The sequence below is a fragment of the Streptomyces sp. NPDC048643 genome (assembly GCF_040650615.1).
Classification (GTDB): domain Bacteria; phylum Actinomycetota; class Actinomycetes; order Streptomycetales; family Streptomycetaceae; genus Streptomyces.
Genome location: NZ_JBEZHO010000021.1, coordinates 39,490 through 59,943, shown reverse-complemented (window position 1 = coordinate 59,943; position 20,454 = coordinate 39,490). Strand labels below are relative to the sequence as shown.

17 protein-coding genes, 1 pseudogene and 1 riboswitch are annotated in these 20,454 nt (G+C 71.6%); of the genes and pseudogenes, 9 read left to right on the top strand and 9 right to left on the bottom strand.

What is annotated here, in order from left to right; translation table 11 throughout:
• Window positions 1-4: 4 nt before the first annotated feature.
• A complete protein-coding gene (locus AB0C62_RS21740) occupies window positions 5-886 on the bottom strand; it encodes a DUF4429 domain-containing protein (RefSeq protein ID WP_362975448.1) in 882 nt (293 codons plus the stop codon).
• Window positions 887-1,197: 311 nt separating this feature from the next.
• Between AB0C62_RS21740 and AB0C62_RS21735 the strand changes: the two genes are divergently transcribed.
• Both AB0C62_RS21735 and AB0C62_RS21730 read left to right on the top strand, forming a co-directional pair.
• Window positions 1,198-2,436 carry a hypothetical protein gene (locus AB0C62_RS21735; protein WP_362975446.1) on the top strand — a complete coding sequence of 413 codons (1,239 nt, stop codon included), beginning with the start codon at window positions 1,198-1,200 and terminating at the stop codon, window positions 2,434-2,436.
• Between the two features lie 453 nt (window positions 2,437-2,889).
• Entirely contained in the window at window positions 2,890-3,420 is a 531-nt protein-coding gene (locus AB0C62_RS21730) for a DoxX family protein (protein ID WP_266615898.1), read from the top strand.
• Between the two features lie 31 nt (window positions 3,421-3,451).
• On the opposite strand, the gene AB0C62_RS21725 is transcribed toward AB0C62_RS21730, so the two are convergent.
• Together AB0C62_RS21725 and AB0C62_RS21720 are read right to left on the bottom strand one after the other, a co-directional pair.
• Window positions 3,452-3,682, bottom strand: a complete 231-nt coding sequence (locus tag AB0C62_RS21725) for a hypothetical protein (protein WP_362975444.1) — start codon at window positions 3,680-3,682, stop codon at window positions 3,452-3,454.
• Entirely contained in the window at window positions 3,669-5,045 is a 1,377-nt protein-coding gene (locus AB0C62_RS21720; protein ID WP_362975442.1) for a PspC domain-containing protein, read from the bottom strand. Before AB0C62_RS21720 ends, AB0C62_RS21725 begins: the two co-directional genes overlap by 14 nt.
• A 227-nt stretch (window positions 5,046-5,272) precedes the next feature.
• Here AB0C62_RS21720 and AB0C62_RS21715 point away from each other — a divergent pair, with 227 nt between their 5' ends.
• Both AB0C62_RS21715 and AB0C62_RS21710 read left to right on the top strand, forming a co-directional pair.
• Entirely contained in the window at window positions 5,273-6,562 is a 1,290-nt protein-coding gene (locus tag AB0C62_RS21715) for a PspC domain-containing protein (protein WP_362975440.1), read from the top strand.
• On the top strand, window positions 6,559-7,266 hold the full coding sequence (locus AB0C62_RS21710; RefSeq protein ID WP_362975438.1) for a response regulator transcription factor: 708 nt from the start codon (window positions 6,559-6,561) through the stop codon (window positions 7,264-7,266). The genes AB0C62_RS21715 and AB0C62_RS21710 overlap by 4 nt, the downstream gene beginning before the upstream one ends.
• A gap of 75 nt (window positions 7,267-7,341) precedes the next feature.
• Here AB0C62_RS21710 and AB0C62_RS21705 read toward each other — a convergent pair.
• Window positions 7,342-7,761 (bottom strand): annotated as a pseudogene (locus tag AB0C62_RS21705) (ATP-binding protein); the annotation flags it as partial.
• A gap of 131 nt (window positions 7,762-7,892) precedes the next feature.
• Here AB0C62_RS21705 and AB0C62_RS21700 point away from each other — a divergent pair.
• The 3 genes from AB0C62_RS21700 (at window position 7,893) to AB0C62_RS21690 (ending at window position 10,261) form a co-directional block, all read left to right on the top strand.
• Window positions 7,893-8,711: a helix-turn-helix transcriptional regulator gene (locus tag AB0C62_RS21700; protein WP_362975436.1), complete on the top strand. Its 819-nt coding sequence runs from the start codon at window positions 7,893-7,895 to the stop codon at window positions 8,709-8,711.
• Window positions 8,708-8,956 (top strand): DUF397 domain-containing protein, encoded by a 249-nt coding sequence (locus AB0C62_RS21695; RefSeq protein ID WP_362975434.1) that lies wholly within the window; start codon window positions 8,708-8,710, stop codon window positions 8,954-8,956. Before AB0C62_RS21700 ends, AB0C62_RS21695 begins: the two co-directional genes overlap by 4 nt.
• A gap of 261 nt (window positions 8,957-9,217) precedes the next feature.
• Complete coding sequence (locus AB0C62_RS21690) at window positions 9,218-10,261, top strand: hypothetical protein (RefSeq protein WP_362975432.1); 1,044 nt, start codon at window positions 9,218-9,220, stop codon at window positions 10,259-10,261.
• 16 nt (window positions 10,262-10,277) lie between these two features.
• Here the strand turns inward: AB0C62_RS21690 and AB0C62_RS21685 are convergent, their stop codons facing one another.
• Window positions 10,278-11,375 carry an NlpC/P60 family protein gene (locus AB0C62_RS21685; protein ID WP_362975430.1) on the bottom strand — a complete coding sequence of 366 codons (1,098 nt, stop codon included), beginning with the start codon at window positions 11,373-11,375 and terminating at the stop codon, window positions 10,278-10,280.
• Window positions 11,376-11,829: 454 nt separating this feature from the next.
• On the opposite strand from AB0C62_RS21685, the gene AB0C62_RS21680 reads away from it, so the two are divergent.
• Complete coding sequence (locus AB0C62_RS21680; RefSeq protein WP_362975428.1) at window positions 11,830-12,183, top strand: hypothetical protein; 354 nt, start codon at window positions 11,830-11,832, stop codon at window positions 12,181-12,183.
• A 27-nt stretch (window positions 12,184-12,210) separates the two neighbouring features.
• Here AB0C62_RS21680 and AB0C62_RS21675 read toward each other — a convergent pair whose 3' ends face one another.
• Window positions 12,211-13,191 (bottom strand): tellurite resistance/C4-dicarboxylate transporter family protein, encoded by a 981-nt coding sequence (locus AB0C62_RS21675; RefSeq protein WP_362975546.1) that lies wholly within the window; start codon window positions 13,189-13,191, stop codon window positions 12,211-12,213.
• 104 nt (window positions 13,192-13,295) lie between these two features.
• A complete protein-coding gene (locus tag AB0C62_RS21670; protein ID WP_362975426.1) occupies window positions 13,296-14,459 on the bottom strand; it encodes an NlpC/P60 family protein in 1,164 nt (387 codons plus the stop codon).
• A gap of 7 nt (window positions 14,460-14,466) precedes the next feature.
• Window positions 14,467-14,638, bottom strand: a riboswitch (cyclic di-AMP (ydaO/yuaA leader).
• A 337-nt stretch (window positions 14,639-14,975) separates the two neighbouring features.
• On the opposite strand from AB0C62_RS21670, the gene pcrA reads away from it, so the two are divergent.
• On the top strand, window positions 14,976-17,462 hold the full coding sequence (gene pcrA, locus AB0C62_RS21665; protein ID WP_362975424.1) for a DNA helicase PcrA: 2,487 nt from the start codon (window positions 14,976-14,978) through the stop codon (window positions 17,460-17,462).
• Window positions 17,463-17,527: 65 nt separating this feature from the next.
• On the opposite strand, the gene AB0C62_RS21660 is transcribed toward pcrA, so the two are convergent.
• Window positions 17,528-19,270: a M23 family metallopeptidase gene (locus AB0C62_RS21660; RefSeq protein ID WP_362975422.1), complete on the bottom strand. Its 1,743-nt coding sequence runs from the start codon at window positions 19,268-19,270 to the stop codon at window positions 17,528-17,530.
• A gap of 83 nt (window positions 19,271-19,353) precedes the next feature.
• On the bottom strand, window positions 19,354-20,220 hold the full coding sequence (locus AB0C62_RS21655) for an alpha/beta fold hydrolase (RefSeq protein ID WP_362975420.1): 867 nt from the start codon (window positions 20,218-20,220) through the stop codon (window positions 19,354-19,356).
• Between the last annotated feature and the right edge of the window lie 234 nt (window positions 20,221-20,454).

Genomic DNA, 20,454 nt, shown 5'->3' with positions numbered 1-20,454 from the left:
GGCCCTAGAAGCCGCGCAGGACCGCTGCCTTGGTCAGGGCGAACTCCTCGTCCGTCAGGACGCCGTCGCGGTGCAGGTCGCCCAACTCCCGCAGACGGCGCAGCAGTACGTCGTGGTGGTCGGAGCGCGGCGGCGCGACGGCTGCCGCCAGGGGGGCGTCCGTGACGTCTCCGACGCGCTTGGAGGGATGCGGCAGCCGTGCCGTGACCGCCGTCGCGACCAGGGCCGTGAGCAGGTCGCGACGGGTGCTGCCCCACAGGTGGAGGGCGTACGGGTCCTTCTCCGGCGGCAGCTTCGAGAACACCGCGTCCCGCGTCACGAAGCGGAGGAAACCGTCCTCGAAACCGGAGTTGGGCAACCACTCGACCTGCACCAGGTCGCCCGTCGCGATGATCCGGGGCCCCGTCGCCCGCTTGACCCGGTCCGAGGTCTCCGACCAGTCGATCCGCACCTGCCCCCCGTCGAAGGACACCGTCCCGTCGCTGGACCGGACCGACACCGGGACGGGCGGGCCCGTGAGCAGATAGGCCGTCGCCGGCTCCTTGGGGATCTGGTCCAGGAGCAGCGCGCGGCGGATCTCCTCGGCGACGTACGCGGCGACCCCGGAACGGTCCACGTCGACCGCCAGCCGGTAGGGGTCCGCCGCGTCCGGGAGCCGGCCTCCGGTCGCCTGGAGCAGCGGATCGGCGCCCTCGCGCAGCCGCAGTCTCAGCCGGCCGCGCTTGCGTTCGGGCTCGTGCGCGACACCCGCCACCGCCTCCAGCGGGACGGCGACCTCCCCGTACGTCTGCCGGAACAGCGGGACACTGCGGTGCAGTCCCGGCGTGATCCGGACCGTGCTGCCGTCGAAGGCCCAGGTCCCGTCACGCTGGATGATCTCGGCCATGGGGAAATTCTCGCAGCCGGGTCAACACGCAGTCCCGCACTTCACCCGCGCTGACCCGACCTGACGAATGCGCCCTGTGCTCCGTACGGCACAATTCGCAGTCGACAAGGGGCAGTTGTGGGTCGGCTGTACGAGAGTTCTGGCGCGGGAAGGCGGCAGTGGACGTGGCGGTGCAGGAGGCGAGACACGGTGCGGGGCACGGTGCCGGGTCGGGTGCCGGATCGGGCACCGGGCAGGGCGGCGGGCCGGGCGCGGGCCGGGGTGGCGGACCGGGCGGCGGACAGGACGGGACACGGGGCGGGGGAGCGCGCGTGCACGAGGGTGGCTGCACGTGCGGGGACTGTCCGCACGGGGCGCGTACGGGGCACCGGCGCGCGGTCGCCGAATTCCTCGCCAAGCGCGACGCGTTGGCATCCGGACGGGGGCTGCCCGCCGGTGTCGCGCACTCCGCCTCCGCGTCCCGGCAGTGGGTGTCCGACGAACTCACCCAGTCCGCGGACCTCGTCGCCGAACGCGGGCGCCTCGACGGCGAGGCCTGGCTGGGACGGCTGTGGCGCTACACCGCGTACACCGTCTGGGGCACCACCGTCGCCCTCCTCCTGGCCCAGGCGCTCACCGCGATCGGCGCCGGCTGGACGGCGGCGCGGACCGCCGGGCTGCTCGCCGCGGTCGTCCTCGCCGGACTGCTGACCGGGGCGGCGTGGCTGCACCGGGCGCGGGGCGGAGCCCTCGCGCCCGTCATCGGTGAGGACAACCGTCTCTCCACCTCCCGTGCGGTGGCCGCCGGTTGGGTCCTGCTCGCCGTCTACGCCGTGCTCGTGCTGGTGGGCCAACTGGCCGCCGCCTCCGCGCACGGCCGGCGTGACGAACTCATCGCCGGGCTCGAACTCGCCCGGGGCGCCGGGATCGTGACCGTCGTCGGCGTGGCGTGCGGGGTCGCCGTGCTCGTGCGCAGGGTGGTGGCGCTGCGGGTGCTGGGGCAGCAGCTGCAGAAGGTGCGCGCGGACCGGCCGCGCGCGGCCGACCTGCTGACCGACGACTCCGGGCGCGGCAGCTTCGCCGACATCCAGTACGTCGTGATCAGCGCGGTCGCTCTCGTCTTCGAGGTGGTGCGGTTGGCGCGGCGGCCGTCGCAGTTGCCGGACCTTCCGTGGGGGCTCGCCGGGCTGGTGCTGGTGTCGGCGGCCACCTATCTCGCCGGGAAGTACGCCGAGGGCGGCCGGCCGGTGATCCTCTCCGTGGTCCGCGCCCGCGAGGCGGGCGACCTGGACGCGCCGATCCGCACCGGGGACGACATCGAGATCCGGGGGGCCGGGTTCGTACCACCGGGCGCACAGGGCGCTGCCCGGCTGTCGCGGATGGTGGTGCGGATCGGGCCGGTACACGTCCACGTCCCGCTGATCCCGGTGCCCGGAGGCTTCAGCAACCCGACGGACGCGGTACTGACCGTGCCGGTGCCGGTGGATGTCGAGGCGGGCCGGGTCGAGGTCCAGGTGGTGACGGCGGCGGGCGTGGAGACGAATCGGTACGGCATCGATGTGACGGAGTAGGCGGAGCGGACCGGGTCGCGGTCCGCCGATCCGGCTGGGCTCCGGTGGGGGGTCGGGGCCGTGCCGGTACATCCGCCCGTCGCCGTTGGATCAGACGTGGGTCGAGAAGCGGGAGCTGCTCGATCCGGACGTAAGCGACGGGCATCTGATGTACGGGCACGGCCCCTTCCGCCGGATGCCGTCCGCGGACGGCCGACCTATTTGTTCGTCGTCAACGATCTGGCCCCGGTGGGAACTTTCAGCCCCTCCGGCGTTTGAGGAGCGGGGTCTGGGGCGGCGCCCCAGGTACGGGTTGGGTAGGGGCGGAGGGGGCGAGAGACGGTTTGTGGGGTGGGGCCCGGGTGCCCTGGAGGTCAGGGCAGGAAAAGGGCGCCGGTGTTGAGCGCGGAAGCGTGTTCGTACGTATGGTCTGTTGAGGGGTCAACAGAACACGGTGAGAGGCGGCGGAGAGCGATGACTCACGGTATGCGGTCGGACACGCACGACCCGTATCTCGAGGAGAGGCGAAGCTGGCGGGACACCGCAAGCCGCTACGCCCTGCTCCCGCTACGCATCTTCCTCGGCGTCACCTTCATCTACGCCGGCCTCGACAAACTCACCGACAGCACCTTCCTGAAGTCCTCCGGCTCGGGCTCGATCGGCGACATGATGCGCACGGTCCGCGACTCCTCCGCGATACCGGCCCTCGTGGACCTGTCCCTCAAGAGCCCCGTCGGCTTCGGGTACGCCATCGCGTTCGGTGAACTGGCCGTCGGCATCGGCACCCTCATCGGCCTGCTGGCCCGCATCGCCGCGCTGGGCGGCGCCCTCATCTCGCTCAGCCTGTGGCTGACGGTGAGCTGGGCCTCGGACCCGTACTACTACGGCAATGACCTGATCTACCTGATGGCGTGGCTCCCCCTCGTCCTGGCGGGTGCTTCCGTCTTCTCGCTCGACGCGGCGCTACGGTCCCGGCGCAGGCAACGCGCCGGGACCTACAACTAGCGCCTGATCCGGGGCTGCGACCAGCACCGGATCAAGAGGAAGAACCCACGCCGCGCGGGCGCCCGTCCGCGCGGCGTCCGCGTACCGCGTGGGTCACGGAGGCCACCGCGCTCGCCAGGCACAGCCCGCCGACGACGACGGGGATCATCACGAACCACGGCGTGACCCACCAGCCGCCCGCGTCCCCGGCGAACGCGATGCCCGCGCCGGTCAGGGCGAGGCCCGCGACCAGTTTTCCGGGCTGGAACTCATGACGCGGCACGAGCCACCTCCGCCTGGCCCACGCCGACCTGGAGATCGAGGTCGAGGGTGCCGCCGTCCTTGACGACCGTCGCCGGAGGCAGGGTCAGCTGCTTGTGCTTGCCCGGTTCCACGTCCACGTCCTTCTCCTTGTCGCCCGGCAGCTGGATGTCCCCGACGCCCACCTCGATGGTGAGCCGTACCGTCGCGTCCCTCGGGACGATCACCTTCAGCCGGCCCGCGCCCACCTGCGCGTTCGTCTTCACCGTCTGTCCCTTGGCGAGGTCGACGTGGCTCAGGTCGAGCGTGCCGACGCCCGTGCCGAGGTCGTAGTCGGGCCGGACGTCGGCCGCCGACACCGGGATCCAGTCGGTGCGCACCCAGTGTGTGGTGATGTCCTTCGGCAGGGCGGCGGAGGCGGCCAGCAGGCCCGCCGTCACCACGGCCAGGAAGATCGACCCCGCGCCCGTACGCCCGAGGAAGGCGCTCAGGGCGATGCCCAGGCCGAACACGACGAGCGCGGCGGCCAGGCCCGCCTGGAGGCTGGTGCCGAGTGCCTGGTCGTCCCAGGTCAGCCCGGTGCCGAGGCCGCCGGCCAGCAGGGCGAGGAGGAAGACCCAGCCGCCGATCCAGCGCGAGCCGCGCTGTCTCGGCTCGCGACCCCGGGGCGGGTCGGTCCGTGAGGTGCCGCGGGCGATGTTGAGCGCGGCCGCCACGTCCCGGTCCTGGGTCTCCCCGGGTCCCCACAGATAGCCGGTACCCCCGACATGCGAGCCGTCCTTGACGATCGGGTCCCGCCACCAGGACGGGTACGACGCCGGCACCGGCGGAGCCTGTGCCTCCGGCGGGGCGTCGGCGGCCGCCTGGGCGGCGAGCGGGTCGGGGTCCGGGGCGTCCCGGTGCCGCGACCAGTAACCGGCGCCCGCCAGCAGCAGCGAGAGGACCACGGCGAACGTCAGCACGCTGCCGTTGTTGAGCATCGAGAGGAAGACACCGCAGCCGACCAGCGCGAACAGTACGGCGGCCAGTGCCTGACCGTCGACGCGGCCGGTGAGGAGCTTGCGGACCTCGTTCTCCTCGTCGTCGTCGTACGGGACGAAGAGCCAGGCGAACCCGTAGAAGATGAGGCCGATGCCGCCGGTCGCGGAGAGCACCGCGAGCACGATCCGGAAGATCACCGGATCCATGTCGCACTGGCGGCCGAGCCCGGCGCAGACCCCGCCGATCATCTTCTGGCGGCGGTCGCGGCGGAACCGGGCCGGGACCTCGGAGACCGCGGTCGCACCGCCCCGTCCCGCCGTGCGGCCCTCCCCGGGAGCGCGCGGCTCGTCACCTGGCCCGGAGCCGGGACCCGGCTCCGCCGCCGCGTGCTGCTGATCTGTCATGCGTCCATGGTGACGGGCGGGAGGGCCCGGCGGCAGTCGGGACGACCCTGGCAGAACCCTGATATCCGGCCCCGAGGGCATCCGAGGGCATCCGAGGGCATCCGAGGAGGGGCGGGGGCCTTCCGAGCGCCGGATCCGGAGGATCCGCCCGGCCATCCGGAAGATCAGGGGAGTATCCGGGGCCGACCCTGATGCCCGGGCTCGCCGGGCGTGTGACCATCGATGCCATGCCGGAAGCCGCAACCCTGCCCGTCGACGACCCGCGGCCCTCGCGCAAGCTCTACCGCAGCAGCGACGGACGCTGGCTCGGAGGCGTGGCGCGCGGGCTCGCCGGGCACCTCGGGCTGCCCGTGATCTGGCTGCGCCTGATGTTCGTCGGCCTGTTCATGGCGGACGGACTCGGCGCGCTGCTGTACGCGGCCTTCTGGTTCTTCGTGCCGCTCGGCGTCGGCGGTGTCGGCGCGGGCCGCACCCCGGCGTTCACCGCCGAGACCTCGCCGGACGGCCGCCGCAGGCTCGTGGCCCGCAAGCCCGACAAGGGCCAGATCGTCGCCCTGCTCCTCATGGTCGTCGTCGCCTTCGTCTTCGTCGGGAACGTGAATCTCGGCGGGGGCACCAAGGCGTACCTGTGGCCCACCGTCCTCGTCGGCGCCGGTGTCGCCCTGGTCTGGCGCCAGGCGGACAACGCGCGCCGGGCCCGCTGGGCCGAGGTCGGCCGCCGTCGCCGCACGCTCACGCTGCTGCGGTCCGCGGCCGGTGTCCTGCTGGTCACCGCCGGCGTCTCCGGGATATTCGTCCTCCAGGGTTCGGCCGCGCACCTCGGCTCGGTGCTCCAGGCGGCTCTCGCGGTCCTGGTCGGCGTCGCGCTCCTCGCCGGCCCCTACCTCGTGCGCATGACCCAGGACCTTTCCGAGGAGCGCCTGATGCGCATCCGCGCGCAGGAGCGGGCCGAAGTCGCCGCCCACGTCCACGACTCGGTGCTGCACACCCTGACCCTGATCCAGCGCAACGCGGAGAGCCCCGGTGAGGTGCGCCGCCTCGCCCGGGCCCAGGAGCGCGACCTGCGGGCCTGGCTCTACAAACCGGAGGGGACGGGCAAGGACGAGGACGACGAGCCCGACACCCTCGCCGAGGCCGTCCGGCGCAACGCCGCGGAGGTCGAGGACAAGCACGGCGTCCCCATCGAGGTCGTCGTCGTCGGCGACTGCCCGCTCGACGAGGGCCTGACCGCACAGATGCAGGCCGCGCGGGAAGCGATGGTGAACGCGGCCAAGTACGGTGGCGACGGCGGCGCCGTACAGGTCTACGCCGAAGTCGAGGGAAGGACGGTCTTCGTGTCCGTCCGTGACCGCGGCCCCGGTTTCGACCTCGACGCGATTCCCGCCGACCGCATGGGCGTCAGAGAATCGATCATCGGCCGCATGGAGCGCAACGGCGGCACGGCGCGACTGCGCGCGGTGCCGGACGGCGGCACCGAGGTCGAGCTGGAGATGGAGAGGGCGGAGAAGACGTCATGAGTGACGCGAACGAGCCTGTTGAGTCCGGCGGCACCGAGGACGGACGCCGGGTGCGCGTGGTCCTCGTCGACGACCACCGCATGTTCCGTACGGGTGTGCAGGCCGAGATCGGGGAGACCGAGCGGACCGGCGTCGAGGTGGTCGGCGAGGCCGCGGACGTCGACCAGGCGGTCACGGTCATCACCGCCACCCGCCCCGAGGTCGTCCTCCTGGACGTCCACCTTCCCGGGGGCGGCGGCGTCGAAGTGCTGCGCCGCTGCGCCCCGTTGATGGCCGACGCCGCGCAGCCGGTCCGCTTCCTCGCGCTGTCCGTGTCGGACGCGGCGGAGGACGTCATCGGCGTGATCCGCGGCGGCGCCCGGGGCTACGTGACCAAGACGATCACCGGCACGGACCTCGTCGACTCCGTCTTCCGCGTCCAGGACGGCGACGCGGTCTTCTCCCCGCGCCTCGCCGGCTTCGTCCTCGACGCGTTCGCCTCCACCGACGCCCCGCCCGTCGACGAGGACATGGACCGTCTCACCCAGCGCGAGCGCGAGGTCCTGCGCCTCATCGCCCGGGGGTACGCGTACAAGGAGATCGCCAAGCAGCTCTTCATCTCCGTCAAGACGGTCGAGTCCCACGTCTCGGCGGTCCTGCGCAAGCTCCAGCTCTCCAACCGCCACGAACTGACCCGCTGGGCCACGGCTCGACGGCTGGTGTGAGGCGGCCTCGACGGCTGGTGTGAGGCAGTCGGCCGCGTCGTCGGTCCGGGGTTCCGCCCCGGGCCGTAACCGGATCTCGAACCAGACCTCCTTGCCGACGCCCTTCTCCCGTCGCTCCGCTCCCCATTCGTCCGCCAGCGCCGCCACCAACCCGAGTCCCCGCCCCGACTCGTCCTCCGGTGACGCCTCGCGCGGCGCCGGAAGCGTGTCACCGGCGTCCGTCACCGTGACCCGGAGACGGTCCTCGGTGAGGGCGCAGCGTGCCCGGATCTCCCGGCCGGGAGCGGCCTTCGCGTGCCGGTACGCGTTCGTCGCCAGCTCGCTGAGCAGGAGTTCGGCCGTTTCCGTGACGTCCTCGGGCAGACCCCAGGACTCCGCCTGTTCCCGGAACAGGGTGCGGGCCCTGCCGACACTCCGCGCGTGGCGCGGCAGGCGCCACTCGATGTCCTTGGGGGAGGAGTCGGACGTCCGTGGGGGCCGGCTCGGGCTCTGCATGCGCGGTTCATCCCTTGCGTGGAAGCTTCGACGTTTGCCGGGATCACGGTCCCGCGCCGCGCGTAACCTCAGGAGTGACGGCACGGGTATAGAGGGTGGCTGTACCCGTCGTAGACCCGGCGGAGGTGTGGGTGTCGACCGAGGTGAGCAACCAGCCGCCGATCGCCTGGCGTTACTGCGGCAGCCAGATCAAGCTCTGGCGCACCGAGGCGGGCGTGGGCCGCGAGGCACTGGCCAAGGAGGCGGGTTACGACTACGAGTACGTCAAGTCCATGGAGAACGGCCGCCGCCGTCCGACCCTGCGGCTCTTGCAGATCGCGGACCAGGTGTGCGGGGCGGGCGGAAAGCTGGTGGCTGCGCAGGAGTACTTGAGGCCGGAGCGCTTCCCGGCGCGGGCTCAGGAATTCGTGGCGGTCGAGAAGGAAGCGATCGCCGTCCACTCCTACGAACCTCTTCTGATCCCTGGCCTGTTGCAGACGGGGGAGTACGCGCGAGCGTTGATCGGGGAGAGCCTGCCGCCGCTGGACGACGAGACCGTCGAGGAGCGTGTCGCCGCCCGACTGGAACGGCAGGAATCGCTCACCCGCAGGAAGAGCGTGGTCTTCACCTTCGTCATCTACGAGGCCGCGCTCCGCACCGGGGTAGGCGGCCCGGAGGTCATGCGGCGACAGTTGCGCCACATCTCCGAGGTGGCCGCACTGCGGAACGTGTCGATCCAGGTCCTGCTCGCAGGGCGCGGGTATGGGGTGGCGCTGAACGGCCCCATCGTTCTGCTGGAGACGGCCGACCACGACTACTACGCCTTCGCCGAGGGGCAAGAGACCAGTGCGCTGTACGCCGACCCGGACAAGGTCAGTGCGCTGACGCAGGCGCATGGCATGATCCGCATGCACGCCCTCAGCATTGGGGATTCGGCCGCGTTCATCGGAAAGGTGGCGGAGGGGCTGTGAGCGATCGCCTGAAGTGGTTCAAGTCCAGTTACAGCGACAGCCAGGGCAGCAACTGCCTCGAAGTCGCCCTCGACTGGCGCAAGTCGAGCTACAGCGACGAGCAGGGTGGCGCCTGCCTCGAATTCGCCCCCTGCCCCCACACCGTGCACGTCCGGGACTCGAAGCTCGGGGAGTGGAGTCCCCGGTTCGCGGTCGCCGGGGCGGCCTGGACCGCGTTCGTCGCGTACGCCCGGCACGAGGCCTGAGCCCCGAGACCCAAGCTCCGGGACCCGAGCGGCGTTTGCAAGGAATGGGCGGTGGATTGACCCCACCCTCCCACCCTCCCGTGTCGCGAGCGGCGCCCGCCGGGTGTCCCAACGTCCGCCACACACAGCCGAGATGACTTTTCGTGACCGGCTTGCAACGCCACGTCGTCACCCTCTAGCGTTCGCGACAACAAACAACCCCGGTCGGGTGCTACCAACACCCGCCGGGGTCTCACCGCAAGATCGGAAATAGGCGATCCCGTGGCTTACGAAAACTCTATCTCCGCCCTGCCCGCGCCCGCACACCCCATGGCCAACCCCGGCTACGGGAAACGGGCTGCCCCGGGCGAGCCCGGCCAGGCGCGCCGGACCCCCGACTTCGGGCATCTCCCGCCCCGCGAGGCGTACGTCGCCGCGTTCGTCGACCGGCTGCCCGAAGGCGCCGCGATGGACGTCAAGAGCCTCGCCAAGGTGCTGCCGTTGTACGGCCAGCAGGCCGTGGGGTCGGCACTCAACGCCCTTTCCCGCGCCGGGCACCTCCGCCGCGTCCGGCGGCTCGCCGAGACCGGCGACACCGGCACCCGCTGGGTCTTCCGCACGCACTGGTCCCGGGTCGCACGTGACGACGAATGGTGGGCGCGGTACCTCACGGGTGACGACGCGTCGGGCGCGGCCGAGGCGATCGGAGCGAACGGCCTCGATGTCCCGGTCGCGTCCGTCGCCGTGGCGTCTCCCCACGCGGCCGCTGCGGCTCCGGGTGGCACCACGGGTCCGCCCGCCCCGGCCCCGGTCCGCTCCGTCGCCTACCGCGCCCTCGCCCGACTCGGCCGGATCGACGGCAGGTTGACGCTTTCCGCCGCCGACTGTGCGTACCTCGCCGAGCCGGCCGCCGCGTGGTTCGAGCGCGGGGCGACCGAGGACAGCTTCACGAGCGCGCTGACCAACGGCCTCCCCGACGTCGTGCACGCCCCCCGTGCACTGCTGGCCCGGCGGCTCCGCGACAAGCTGCCCCCCGAACCGGCCGCTGCACCCGATCCCGAGCCCAGCCTCGCTCGCGGCCCCCGCCGCACGATCCTGGAGTGCACGGAGTGCGGTGTCCCCGGACGCCCGCAGGCCCTCCCTGGGGGTCTCTGCGGGGCCTGCGCCGCATCACGCGGAGGCGAGGCCGGTCCATCCGCGACGCCCTCCGTGACAGCGGACTCCCTCCCCGACGTCCGCCGTCACGTCTCGCGTATCCGCGCCGCCATCGCGACCCGCAGAGATCGAGTGGGCTGCGACGAACCGGGATTGCTCTTCTCTCGATGAGCGGTGGGGCCGCCGGTCACACCACCCGGGTGGCCCCCGCGAACGGCATCTGGTCGATCGGGGCCAGGCGGACCGGCGCCGACGGGTTCGGGGCGTGGATCATCTGGCCGTCGCCCACGTAGATGCCGACGTGACTGATGCCCGAGTAGAAGAACACGAGGTCACCGGGCTGGAGTTCGGAGCGGGAGATCCGTTGGCCCGCGTTGATCTGGGCGTACGTCGTCCGGGGCAGGGACACTCCGGCGGAGCGGTACGCGGCCTGGGTGAGGCCGGAGCAGTCGAAGGCGTTGGGGCCGGTGGCGCCCCACACGTAGGGGCTGCCCAGCTTCGAGTAGGCGAAGGAGACGGCCTCCGCCGCACGTGAGGTGGGTGCCGCGGTCGTACCGGACGAGCCGGACGTGCCCGTCTTGGTGGCGGTCGGCGGGGCGAGTTCGCGGGCCGAGGAGCGAGAGGCGCGCTGCTGTCCGCCCGCCGCGCTGCCCTGCTCCGCGTACTGCGTGCGCTCGGCGGGGCTGAGCCGGGCCAGCAGGCCGCGGGCCGCCTCCAGCTTCCCGGTGATCGTCTTCTTCTGGCGCTTCAGCTCGGCCTGCCGCGCCTTGAGCGAGGTCAGTTCGACATGGGCGGCGCCCCGCAGCTGCTCGATCTCCCGCAGCTGTTTGCGTACCCCGGCGACGGCCGCCGACTGCCGGGTGCCGACCCGTTCGGCGAACGCGGCGCCGTCCAGGTACCGGTCGGGGTCGTCGGACAGCGCCAGCTGCACGGCGGGGTCGATGCCGCCACTGCGGTACTGCGCCGCCGCCATCGAACCGAGCTTCTCCCGGGCCGAGTTGAGCCGGTCCTCCTTGCGGGCCGCCTCGTCGCGCAGCGTCCGCAGGTGCTTCTCCGCCGTCTCGGCCTTCTCCTCGGCGCCGTTGTACTTCTCGGTGGCGACCTCCGCCTCCTTGTACAGCGTGTCGACCTTGGCCTTCACCTGGGCCGGCGAGAGCTGGGGCTCGGCGTGGCCGACCCCGTCGAAGGCGGTCGCCGTCGCCGCGCCCGCGAGGGCGATGGTGACTGCTGTGCGGGCCGTGTTTCCACCGATAGAGCGCTGCCTGGTCCTGCGGTGCGCTGCCACGAGGGCCCACATCCTTCCGTACGACCGTCCCTGTCGGGCCGGTCAAGCGGTGACATGTCCGGCGGCGGCTCACACAGGGGGAGCGTGCCGCCGCCGGACCTTCTCGGCGGTGGTGTCCGGCCGGCCGCCCCTGGCCCGGGCGGTTTGGTGGGACGCCGGTCACCTGGGGGAGGACGCTAAACCTGCGAGTGCGGCGTCGGTGACTCCTTGTACGGAACTGTCGCCACTGGACCGTCCGGTGACCGAACGTGACCGGTATCCCCGCCCGGCCCCGCCGACTTCACCCAGCACGCTGACCGAACCGGCGAATCCCGGACGACCGGAGTGACTCCGGTGCTATGGCTGACGGCCGGTGCCCCCGAGCACGGGGGAGGACCCGGTGGCCGGAGGGGCCAGGGCGTAAGGGTGGCCCGGTGGGAGGACGCCCGAGGGTGCCCGATTAGGCTCCGGCCCCATGGGCGTACTCATCCATCTCTTCGTCGGCCTGCACATCATCGGCATCGCCGCGCTCCTCGGCGGCTTCCTCACCCAGATGAAGGCGATGGGCCGCGGCACCGCCCGCTTCGTCCCCGCGATGCTGCACGGCGCGCTCACCATGCTGGTCACCGGTGTCGCCCTCGTCGGCCTCAACCAGGCCGACGACAACACGGTCAACACCGTCAAGATCGGTGTGAAGCTGGCCCTGCTGATCGTGATCCTCGGGCTCGTCTACGTGAAGCGGGACGACGAGAAGGTCGACAGGAACCTCTTCGGCCTCGTGGGCCTGCTCACCGTCGCGAACATCTTCATCGCCGTCCTCTGGACCTGACCGGCCCCGCCCTGCGGGTCGACACGGCTAGGGCGTGGCGCCCGGCGCCGTCGACCGCGCCGCCAGGACCGCTCCCGCGGCGACCGCCAGCCACGCCGCCACCGAGATCCACAGCAGGACCTCTCCGAGCCCCTTGAGCCAGGAGACGTCGAGAGCGGCCGAGACGGCGAGGGCGGCCACCGCCGTCATCCCCATCGGGAAGACCGTCCCCCAGCGCTCCAGGACGTTGCGCGGACGCGGCCACACCACCTCCGCGACGATCAGCAGGCAGAACGCGACGAGGGCCAGCGTCACGAGCACCGTGGTCGTCGCGCGCAGCGCACCCTGGTCGTCGTCGTTCCACAGGTACGGGTTCACATGGTGCGCGGCGACGAGCGCGGCCCCCGCCAGCGCCGAGATCCCGAGGGCGCCGCCCGCGATCCAGTGGTCCCCGGCGCCCCGTGTCACCTCCCGCACGTCGAACCGCGTGTACGCGATCACGTAGAGGACGAGCCCCAGCCAGAACAGCACCATCGCGGCATGCGCGAGCCAGTCCCAGTGCTCGGCCGAGGCGACCGCCGAGCCCAGTACCGACAGGCCCTGCGTGGCCACGCAGACGAGGAACACCCCGCCCGTCGCGCGCCGCCGCCAGTGCCGTACGACGGCCACGAGCAGCACGGGCCAGAGCACGGCCGCGAGCGCGAGGAGGGCCTGGGCGAGGGTCTGCCACCCCAGTGCCGAGAACCGGATGCCGAGCACGGTGGTCGCCGCGACGGCGGTCAGGGCTGCCGGTGTCCCCGCCTCCCGGACCCACCGCGCCCGGTCCCGCGTCAGCCGGACGGCGAAGTCCGCGGCGAGCGCCAGCCAGCCGACCGAGGCGAGGGCCAGCGCGATCCGGGAGAGGGTCTCGTGGTCGGTCAGATACAGACCGACCGAGAGGATGCCGGTGGCCATGACGGCGGCCCCGGCGGCGGGCGCCCGCCGCGCCCACCGGGCGGGGATCTGAGGACGGTCTGACGTATCCGGCATTTCGGGCATGCGCCCGATGCTAGGGACCGCGGGACCGGTTCCCGGCGGGCCACGCGTGTGTGGCGCCGATTCGACCTCCACGCGCGCGTGCCCGCGGGAGGCGGCTAGGCGGGGCGCACCACGCTGTGGATCGCCGAGGTGCCGTCGTAGTAGATCGACTCCTCGCGGACGTACGCCCCCGGCTTCGGCGCGTGGATCATCATGCCGTTGCCGATGTAGAGGCCGACGTGGCTGATGTCGTCGTAGAAGAAGACGAGGTCACCGGGCTTGGCGTCGGCGAGGGAGACCGTCGTGCCGGCGTTCACCTGGTCGTAGGTGACACGCGGCAGGGAGACGCCGGCGGCCTTCCAGGCGGCCTGGGTCAGGCCCGAGCAGTCGTAGGAGTCCGGGCCGGTCGCGCCCCACACGTACGGCTTGCCGATCTGTGTGCGGGCGAAGGCGAGCGCCTTGCCGGCCTTCGTCGCGTACGAGGGGTCGGTGGCCGTCGAGCCGGACGAGCCCGTCGTGCCGCCCGACGGCGAGCCCTGCTCGGTGGCCTTCTCCTTGGCCGCCTTCTCCGCCGCAGCCTGCTGCCGTGCCAGCTCCGCCGCCTTGACGGCCGCCCGCTCCCGCTTCTTCTTCTCGATCGCCGCCAGCCGCGCCTTCTCCTCGGCGGTCAGCTTCGAGAGCAGGTCGCGGGCCGCGGAGAGCTTGCGCTGCACCGTCGCCTTGGACGTCTTGAGCGCGTTCTGCGAGGTGGTCAGCGACTGGAGGCTCTCGCTGGCCTCGGTGCGCTTCTTGGTCGTCGCCGCCTGCTCGGTGACGTAGTCGTCGACGGCGGCCTTCTGCCGGGTCGTCAGACGGCTCATCAACTGCGTCTGGTCGAAGTAGTCCTGCGGGTCGTCGGCGAGCAGCAGCGTCGCGGTGCCGGGTGTGGAGGCTCCCGTGCGGTACTGCGCGGCGGCGAACGAACCCAGCTCCTCGCGCGCGGAGTTGAGCTTGTCGGTGCGCTCGGCGACGTCGTCGAGGAGGGTGTCGACGCGCTTGCGCTGCTTGGTGGTCTTCTCCCGGGTGGCGTTGTACTTCTCGGTGGCCGTCTCGGCCTGGTGGTAGAGGTCGTTGACCTTCTTCTCGACCTCTTCGACGCTGGGCCTCGGCTCGGCCGAGGGCGCGGCGTTCGCCGTCTGGGAGAGCAGGGCCACCGAGGTGAGGGCCGCCGTCGCGAGGGCGGGGGTCCGTATGCCTGCCATGCGCGAACCCGTAGGACGCGACTTGCGGTGCGACGCCAAGAGAGGCGACTCCTTCCGTCATCCGCCTACCGAGTTAGCTGTCGGGTTCGGGCGGGTGGTTCCGGAAGGATTGCCCTACGGTCCTGGCCCCTCGGGGCGGTCGGACCGATTCACCCCAGGTCGGTGGGTCCCCGGCTCCGGCCGCCTGGTGGGCGGGCCGAACTCGGCGGAGGCCGCTCGGCCCGGCGACGTTCGCCGGTTGCGGTCGGGCGGCCTTCCAGCACGCTAGCCAACTCGTGTGGTCCGTGTGAAGGTTGGAGTGCGATATGCCCGATACATTTTCGTGACCTTGGCCATGTGCCCCGTCGCGGGCGCCGGGCATGAGTGGTGTGTGCCACTTTGTGAGGGTGTCCGGGGGCGGCTCCTCCCGGCACGGCGACCGTGGTGGGGACCGGTCGTACCCGCTCCGACGTGCACTTACCGTCACGAGCCGGTCACGCGCACGCGTCGCGAGTTCCCGTCGAGTCCTCGGGGTGGCCTCGGTGTGTCAGTGGGGCGGCCTAGACTCGGAGAGCGATGAGCAGCCTCTTTGACGACAGCTTCCTGGCGGACCTCAAGCCCTCCGCGGCCCACGAGGACGAGCACCCGCCGCCGCCCGAGGACGAGCACGCGCCGGAGCCGGTCGCGGACGACCTGTTCGGCGGCCGGTTCGACGTGCCGCCGAGCCGGGACGCGTACTACCGCGACGGCGCGCACCGGCCCGTCGTGGACCCGGCGGCCCTCCTCGACGGGCTGAACGAGAACCAGCGCGCGGCCGTGGTCCACTCCGGCTCCCCGCTGCTCATCGTGGCCGGCGCGGGTTCCGGCAAGACCCGCGTGCTCACCCACCGCATCGCCCACCTCCTCGGCGAGCGCCATGTGCACCCCGGCCAGATCCTCGCGATCACCTTCACGAACAAGGCCGCGGGCGAGATGAAGGAGCGCGTCGAGCAGCTCGTGGGCCCCCGGGCCAACGCGATGTGGGTGATGACCTTCCACAGCGCCTGCGTCCGCATCCTGCGCCGCGAGAGCAAGCAGCTCGGCTTCACCTCGTCCTTCTCGATCTACGACGCCGCCGACTCCAAGCGCCTGATGGCGCTCGTCTGCCGTGATCTCGATCTCGACCCCAAGCGCTTCCCGCCGAAGTCCTTCAGCGCCAAGATCTCGAACCTGAAGAACGAGCTGATCGACGAGGAGGACTTCGCCGCCCAGGCCACCGACGGCTTCGAGAAGACCCTCGCCCAGGCCTACGCGATGTACCAGTCGCGGCTCCGCGAGGCCAACGCGCTCGACTTCGACGACCTGATCATGACCACGGTCAACCTGCTGCGCGCCTTCCCGGACGTCGCCGAGCACTACCGCCGCCGCTTCCGGCACGTCCTGGTCGACGAGTACCAGGACACCAACCACGCGCAGTACGCCCTCGTGCGGGAGCTCGTCGGCACCTCCGAGCACCCCGTGGACGTACCGCCCAGCGACGCCGACCTGCCGCCCGCCGAGTTGTGCGTCGTGGGTGACGCCGACCAGTCGATCTACGCCTTCCGCGGCGCGACCATCCGCAACATCCTCCAGTTCGAGGAGGACTACCCGAACGCGACGACGATCCTCCTGGAGCAGAACTACCGCTCCACGCAGACGATCCTCACCGCCGCCAACGCGGTCATCGAGCGCAACGAATCCCGCCGCCCCAAGAACCTGTGGACGAACGCGGGCGCGGGCTCGAACATCACGGGCTACGTCGCGGACACCGAGCACGACGAGGCACAGTTCGTCGCCGACGAGATAGACCGTCTCACCGACGCGGGCGAGGCCAAGGCCGGCGACGTCGCGGTCTTCTACCGGACGAACGCCCAGTCCCGTGTCTTCGAAGAGGTCTTCATCCGCGTCGGCCTGCCCTACAAGGTCGTCGGCGGCGTCCGCTTCTACGAGCGCAAGGAGGTCCGGGACGTCCTCGCCTACCTGCGGGTGCTGTCCAACCCGGAGGACTCCGTCCCCATGCGCCGCATCCTGAACGTGCCCAAGCGCGGCATCGGCGATCGCGCCGAGGCGATGATCGACGCCCTCTCGCAGCGCGAGAAGATCAGCTTCCCGCAGGCACTGCGCCGCGTCGACGAGGCCTACGGCATGGCCGCTCGTTCGACGAACGCGGTCCGGCGGTTCAACACGCTGATGGAGGACCTCCGCACGATCGTCGAGTCCGGCGCGGGCCCGGCCACCATCCTGGAGGCCGTCCTCGAACGCACCGGCTATCTCGCCGAGTTGCAGGCGTCGACCGACCCGCAGGACGAGACGCGCATCGAGAACCTCCAGGAACTCGCCGCTGTGGCCCTGGAGTTCGAGCAGGAGACCGGCGAGGACGAGACGCCGGCCGGACTCGCCGCGTTCCTGGAGCGGGTCGCCCTCGTCGCGGACTCCGACCAGATCCCGGACGAGGAGGACGGCAACGGCGTCATCACCCTGATGACCCTGCACACCGCCAAGGGCCTCGAATTCCCCGTGGTGTTCCTGACCGGCATGGAGGACGGCGTCTTCCCGCACATGCGCGCCCTCGGGCAGGTCAAGGAACTGGAGGAGGAGCGCCGCCTGGCCTACGTCGGCATCACGCGCGCGCGGGAGCGGCTCTACCTCACCCGGTCCTCGATGCGCAGCGCGTGGGGACAGCCCTCGTACAACCCGCCCTCCCGGTTCCTGGAGGAGATCCCTGCGACGCATCTGGACTGGAAGCGCACCGGGGCGATCTCGTCCCAGCCCGCCGGTCCCGTCTCCGGTGTCGCGGCCTCGCTGTCGTCGACCCGCTCGCGGTCGGCGGCCGCGGGCGCGGCCGGGTTCGCCACCCGGCGCGGTGTCTCCGAGAAGCCGGTGGTCGCGCTGGCCGTCGGCGACCGCGTCACCCACGACCAGTTCGGCCTCGGCACGGTCGTCGGGGTGAACGGCACGGGCGCGAACGCGGAGGCGACGGTCGACTTCGGCGAGCCCAAGCCGAAGCGCCTCCTGCTCCGGTACGCCCCGGTGGAGAAGCTGTAGTTCGAGCGGCTCGACGGAGGGTCCGGATCTCGACGAGAGGTCCGGACCGCCTTCGACGGCGTGGGTTACGTGGGATCCAGACCGTGGCTGCGCAGCCAGGGGAGCGGGTCGATCGCCGAACCGCCGGCCGGGCGGACCTCGAAGTGCAGGTGCGGGCCGGTCGAGTTGCCGGAGTTCCCGGAGAAGGCGATCTGGTCACCGGCCTTGACGGTGGTTCCGGTGGACACCTTGTAGGTGGAGAGGTGGCAGTACCACGTCTCCGTACCGTCCTTCGCGGTCACGATCATCATGTTGCCGTACGCGCTGTTCCACTGCGTCCGGACGGTTCCGTCGGTCGCGGACAGCACCGTCGTCCCGTACGAGACGGGGAAGTCGATGCCCGTGTGCACGGACATCCAGTTGATGCCGGCCTGGCCGAAGTAGGCGCTGAGGCCCTTCTGCGCGACCGGAAGGGCGAACTTGGGACGCAGCCGCTCCTTGCGGGCCGCCTCCTCCGCCGCCTTCTTCTTCTCCAGGACCTGCTGGGCCTTGAGGTCGATGCGCTCCTGGGTGCGGCTCGCCCGGTCGGCGAAGTCGTCCGCGCCCGCGGACAGGCTCTGCAACTGCGTGTCCAGCTTGTTGTTCGCGGTCGACGGCTTCACCGCGGTCGCGTCCGAGGCGCTGGCCGTGGTGTCCTTCGCGTCGTCGCCGCCGACACCGCCCACCGAGGCGGCCGCGATCCCGGCGACACCCATGACACAGGCCGAGGGCACCGCGATGGTCAGCAGGGCGGAACGTTTCGCGGGACTTCGGCGCCGGGATCGGGAGGAGCTGCGCGACGAGGGGCGCGGCGCCGGCGTGATCTCCTCCATGTCGTCGAGCAGCGGCGTCTCCCGCTCGTCGTCGTAGGCCTCGTACGCCTCGAAGTCGCCCTGCGCGCTGCGCTCTTCGCGCTCCGGGTAGGAGCCGTCCGCGTCTGCGGAGTGACCGGCCTCGTCGAACTCGCCCTCTTCGGGGCCGAGTTGACCGAAGGCGGCGCCATCGAAGGTGGTGGTCGCCTGCTGGTCGAAGGGGACCGGGGCCGGCCGCTCGGGCTGCTGCTCGTAGATCTCGGTCCGCGGGTGGTCGTACGTCTCCATCTGCGGGTGCTCGTACGGACCGTACGGGTCCTGGCCGCCGACGGTGTTCCACTGCGTCGCGTCGTACGCGCCGGTCTCCTGCGTCGCGGCGTTCCACTGCTGGGTCCCGTCGAGCTGCTGCTCGGGCTGGAGCCAGGCGCTCGCGTCCCACTGGCCCGAGGAGTCGGGGCCCGGGTGCTGCGCGGGGATGTCGGCGAGCTGCTGGTAACCGGCGGCCCAGGCCGTCGTGTCGTAGGCGCCGGTGTCGTACGCGGCCTGGTGCTGCGCCGCGTACGGGTCGTGGTTCAACGTCTGGTGGGCGCCGGTGTTCCACTGCGTGGCGTCGTACGAACCCGTGCCGCCGGCCTGGCCCGGCATGTCGCCGAAGAGCGGGTCGGTGGCGAAACTCGCGGTGGGGTAGGCGCCGGTGGTGTTCGCGTTCGCACCGGGATCGTAGGCGCCGACGGAGTGGTCGCCGTACGCGGTGAAGTCGCCGTACTGGGCTTCCTGACCGCCGTAGGGCGCGTAGAGCGCGGAGGCGGCATCGGAAGCCGGGGCCGGGGGAGTTGCTGTCCCCGACGGGTGACGGTCGTTCACCAACTTCTCTTTCGCCTCGACAACAGGGGCTGGCAGAGCAGTGCGGTGACTGTACCCGGCGGTATGCGGGCGCGACAATCTTCGGCAGGTTTCCCCTTCGTGGGAAACGGGCATTCGGCCGTGTTTCGGGGGAGGGCGGGCAAGGCTTTGGCCTGGCGTTCGATGAGTGTTCGAAGTTTCGGTGTGATGGGACGCGGTCAGGCGACCGTCAGGCCGCCCCTGCGGGCCGCGGGACGGGCCGTCGGCTCCTCCATGTCGAGCGCCTGCCGGATCCCGGTCGCGACGGCCGGGTGCACCGGGAGCGCGAGATGGCCGACTCCGCTCACCCGGACGTTCTGCGCGAGCAGGTCGGGATGCTCGACGCAGGCCGACTCCAGCGGGTCCATCAGGTGGTCCAGATCGCTCCAGAAGCTGACGAACTGCGTACGGCAGCCGGGGGCGGGCCGGGTCAGCTCCTCGATGACCGTGGAACCGGGGCGCATCTGGCGGACGATCGGGTGCGCGTTCATCAAGGGGGCGACCCGGGTGCCCGAGTGCGGGGTGCCGAGGGTGACGAGGGTGCGGACGTGGGTGTCGCCGCCGAGGCACTGCGCGTAGTACCGGGCGATCAGGCCTCCGAGGCTGTGGCCCACGATGTCCACCCGGTCGTGGCCCGTGCGCTCACAGATCTCCTCGATGTGGCGGCCCAGCAGCTCCGCCGCGGTGCGGATGTCGCACGTCAGCGGCGAGTAGTTCAGCGACTCGATGTGCTGCCGCCCGTGCTGGGCGAGGTTGCGGCGCAGCAGGAGGAAGACCGAGCGGTTGTCGATGAAGCCGTGCAGCAGGACGACCGGCGGCTTGGCCTGCGTGGGCAGCTTGGTCGCGTCGTCGTCCGGGGAGGGGAGCGCCGGTACGACACGGCGTTCCGCCGCGATGCCGGAGGGGTAGAGGAGGAGGTGCCCGGCGAGGATCGCGAACTCCAGAGCCGTGGCCTTCAGCAGGGCCACCGAGATCCCGGCGAGTTTGGTCGGAAACAGACGCTGACAGAGGGGAAGAAAGGGCGATACCGTCCCAGGGACCTTCATGGCCGACCTCCCGTCGGCACGCGGCAGGACCGCTCTGTCCCCCGTGTGCCCTAGTGGAAAGCCGTGACGTCGGTGACGGCGGTGGCGGACAGCGCGTACCCGGCGCTGTCGTGCCCCCGTCGATCTGCCTCATCACCGCGGAGTCCCGCTGACGGCGCGGTGGCGGGGCCACCTGATCGGCGGCTCTCCTGCGCGCCGGCTCCGGCGAGGCCCGTACGCCGCACTCCCGTGCGG

What these genes read in the sequence shown, in the direction of transcription:
- AB0C62_RS21740 (WP_362975448.1), bottom strand. Translation starts at nt 886, where the DNA reads ATGGCCGAGATCATCCAGCGTGACGGGACCTGGGCCTTCGACGGCAGC.
- AB0C62_RS21730 (WP_266615898.1), top strand. Translation starts at nt 2,890, where the DNA reads ATGACTCACGGTATGCGGTCGGACACGCACGACCCGTATCTCGAGGAG.
- AB0C62_RS21720 (WP_362975442.1), bottom strand. Translation starts at nt 5,045, where the DNA reads ATGACAGATCAGCAGCACGCGGCGGCGGAGCCGGGTCCCGGCTCCGGG.
- AB0C62_RS21715 (WP_362975440.1), top strand. Translation starts at nt 5,273, where the DNA reads ATGCCGGAAGCCGCAACCCTGCCCGTCGACGACCCGCGGCCCTCGCGC.
- AB0C62_RS21710 (WP_362975438.1), top strand. Translation starts at nt 6,559, where the DNA reads ATGAGTGACGCGAACGAGCCTGTTGAGTCCGGCGGCACCGAGGACGGA.
- AB0C62_RS21680 (WP_362975428.1), top strand. Translation starts at nt 11,830, where the DNA reads ATGGGCGTACTCATCCATCTCTTCGTCGGCCTGCACATCATCGGCATC.
- AB0C62_RS21675 (WP_362975546.1), bottom strand. Translation starts at nt 13,191, where the DNA reads ATGCCGGATACGTCAGACCGTCCTCAGATCCCCGCCCGGTGGGCGCGG.
- pcrA (WP_362975424.1), top strand. Translation starts at nt 14,976, where the DNA reads ATGAGCAGCCTCTTTGACGACAGCTTCCTGGCGGACCTCAAGCCCTCC.
- AB0C62_RS21660 (WP_362975422.1), bottom strand. Translation starts at nt 19,270, where the DNA reads ATGCCCGTTTCCCACGAAGGGGAAACCTGCCGAAGATTGTCGCGCCCG.
- AB0C62_RS21655 (WP_362975420.1), bottom strand. Translation starts at nt 20,220, where the DNA reads ATGAAGGTCCCTGGGACGGTATCGCCCTTTCTTCCCCTCTGTCAGCGT.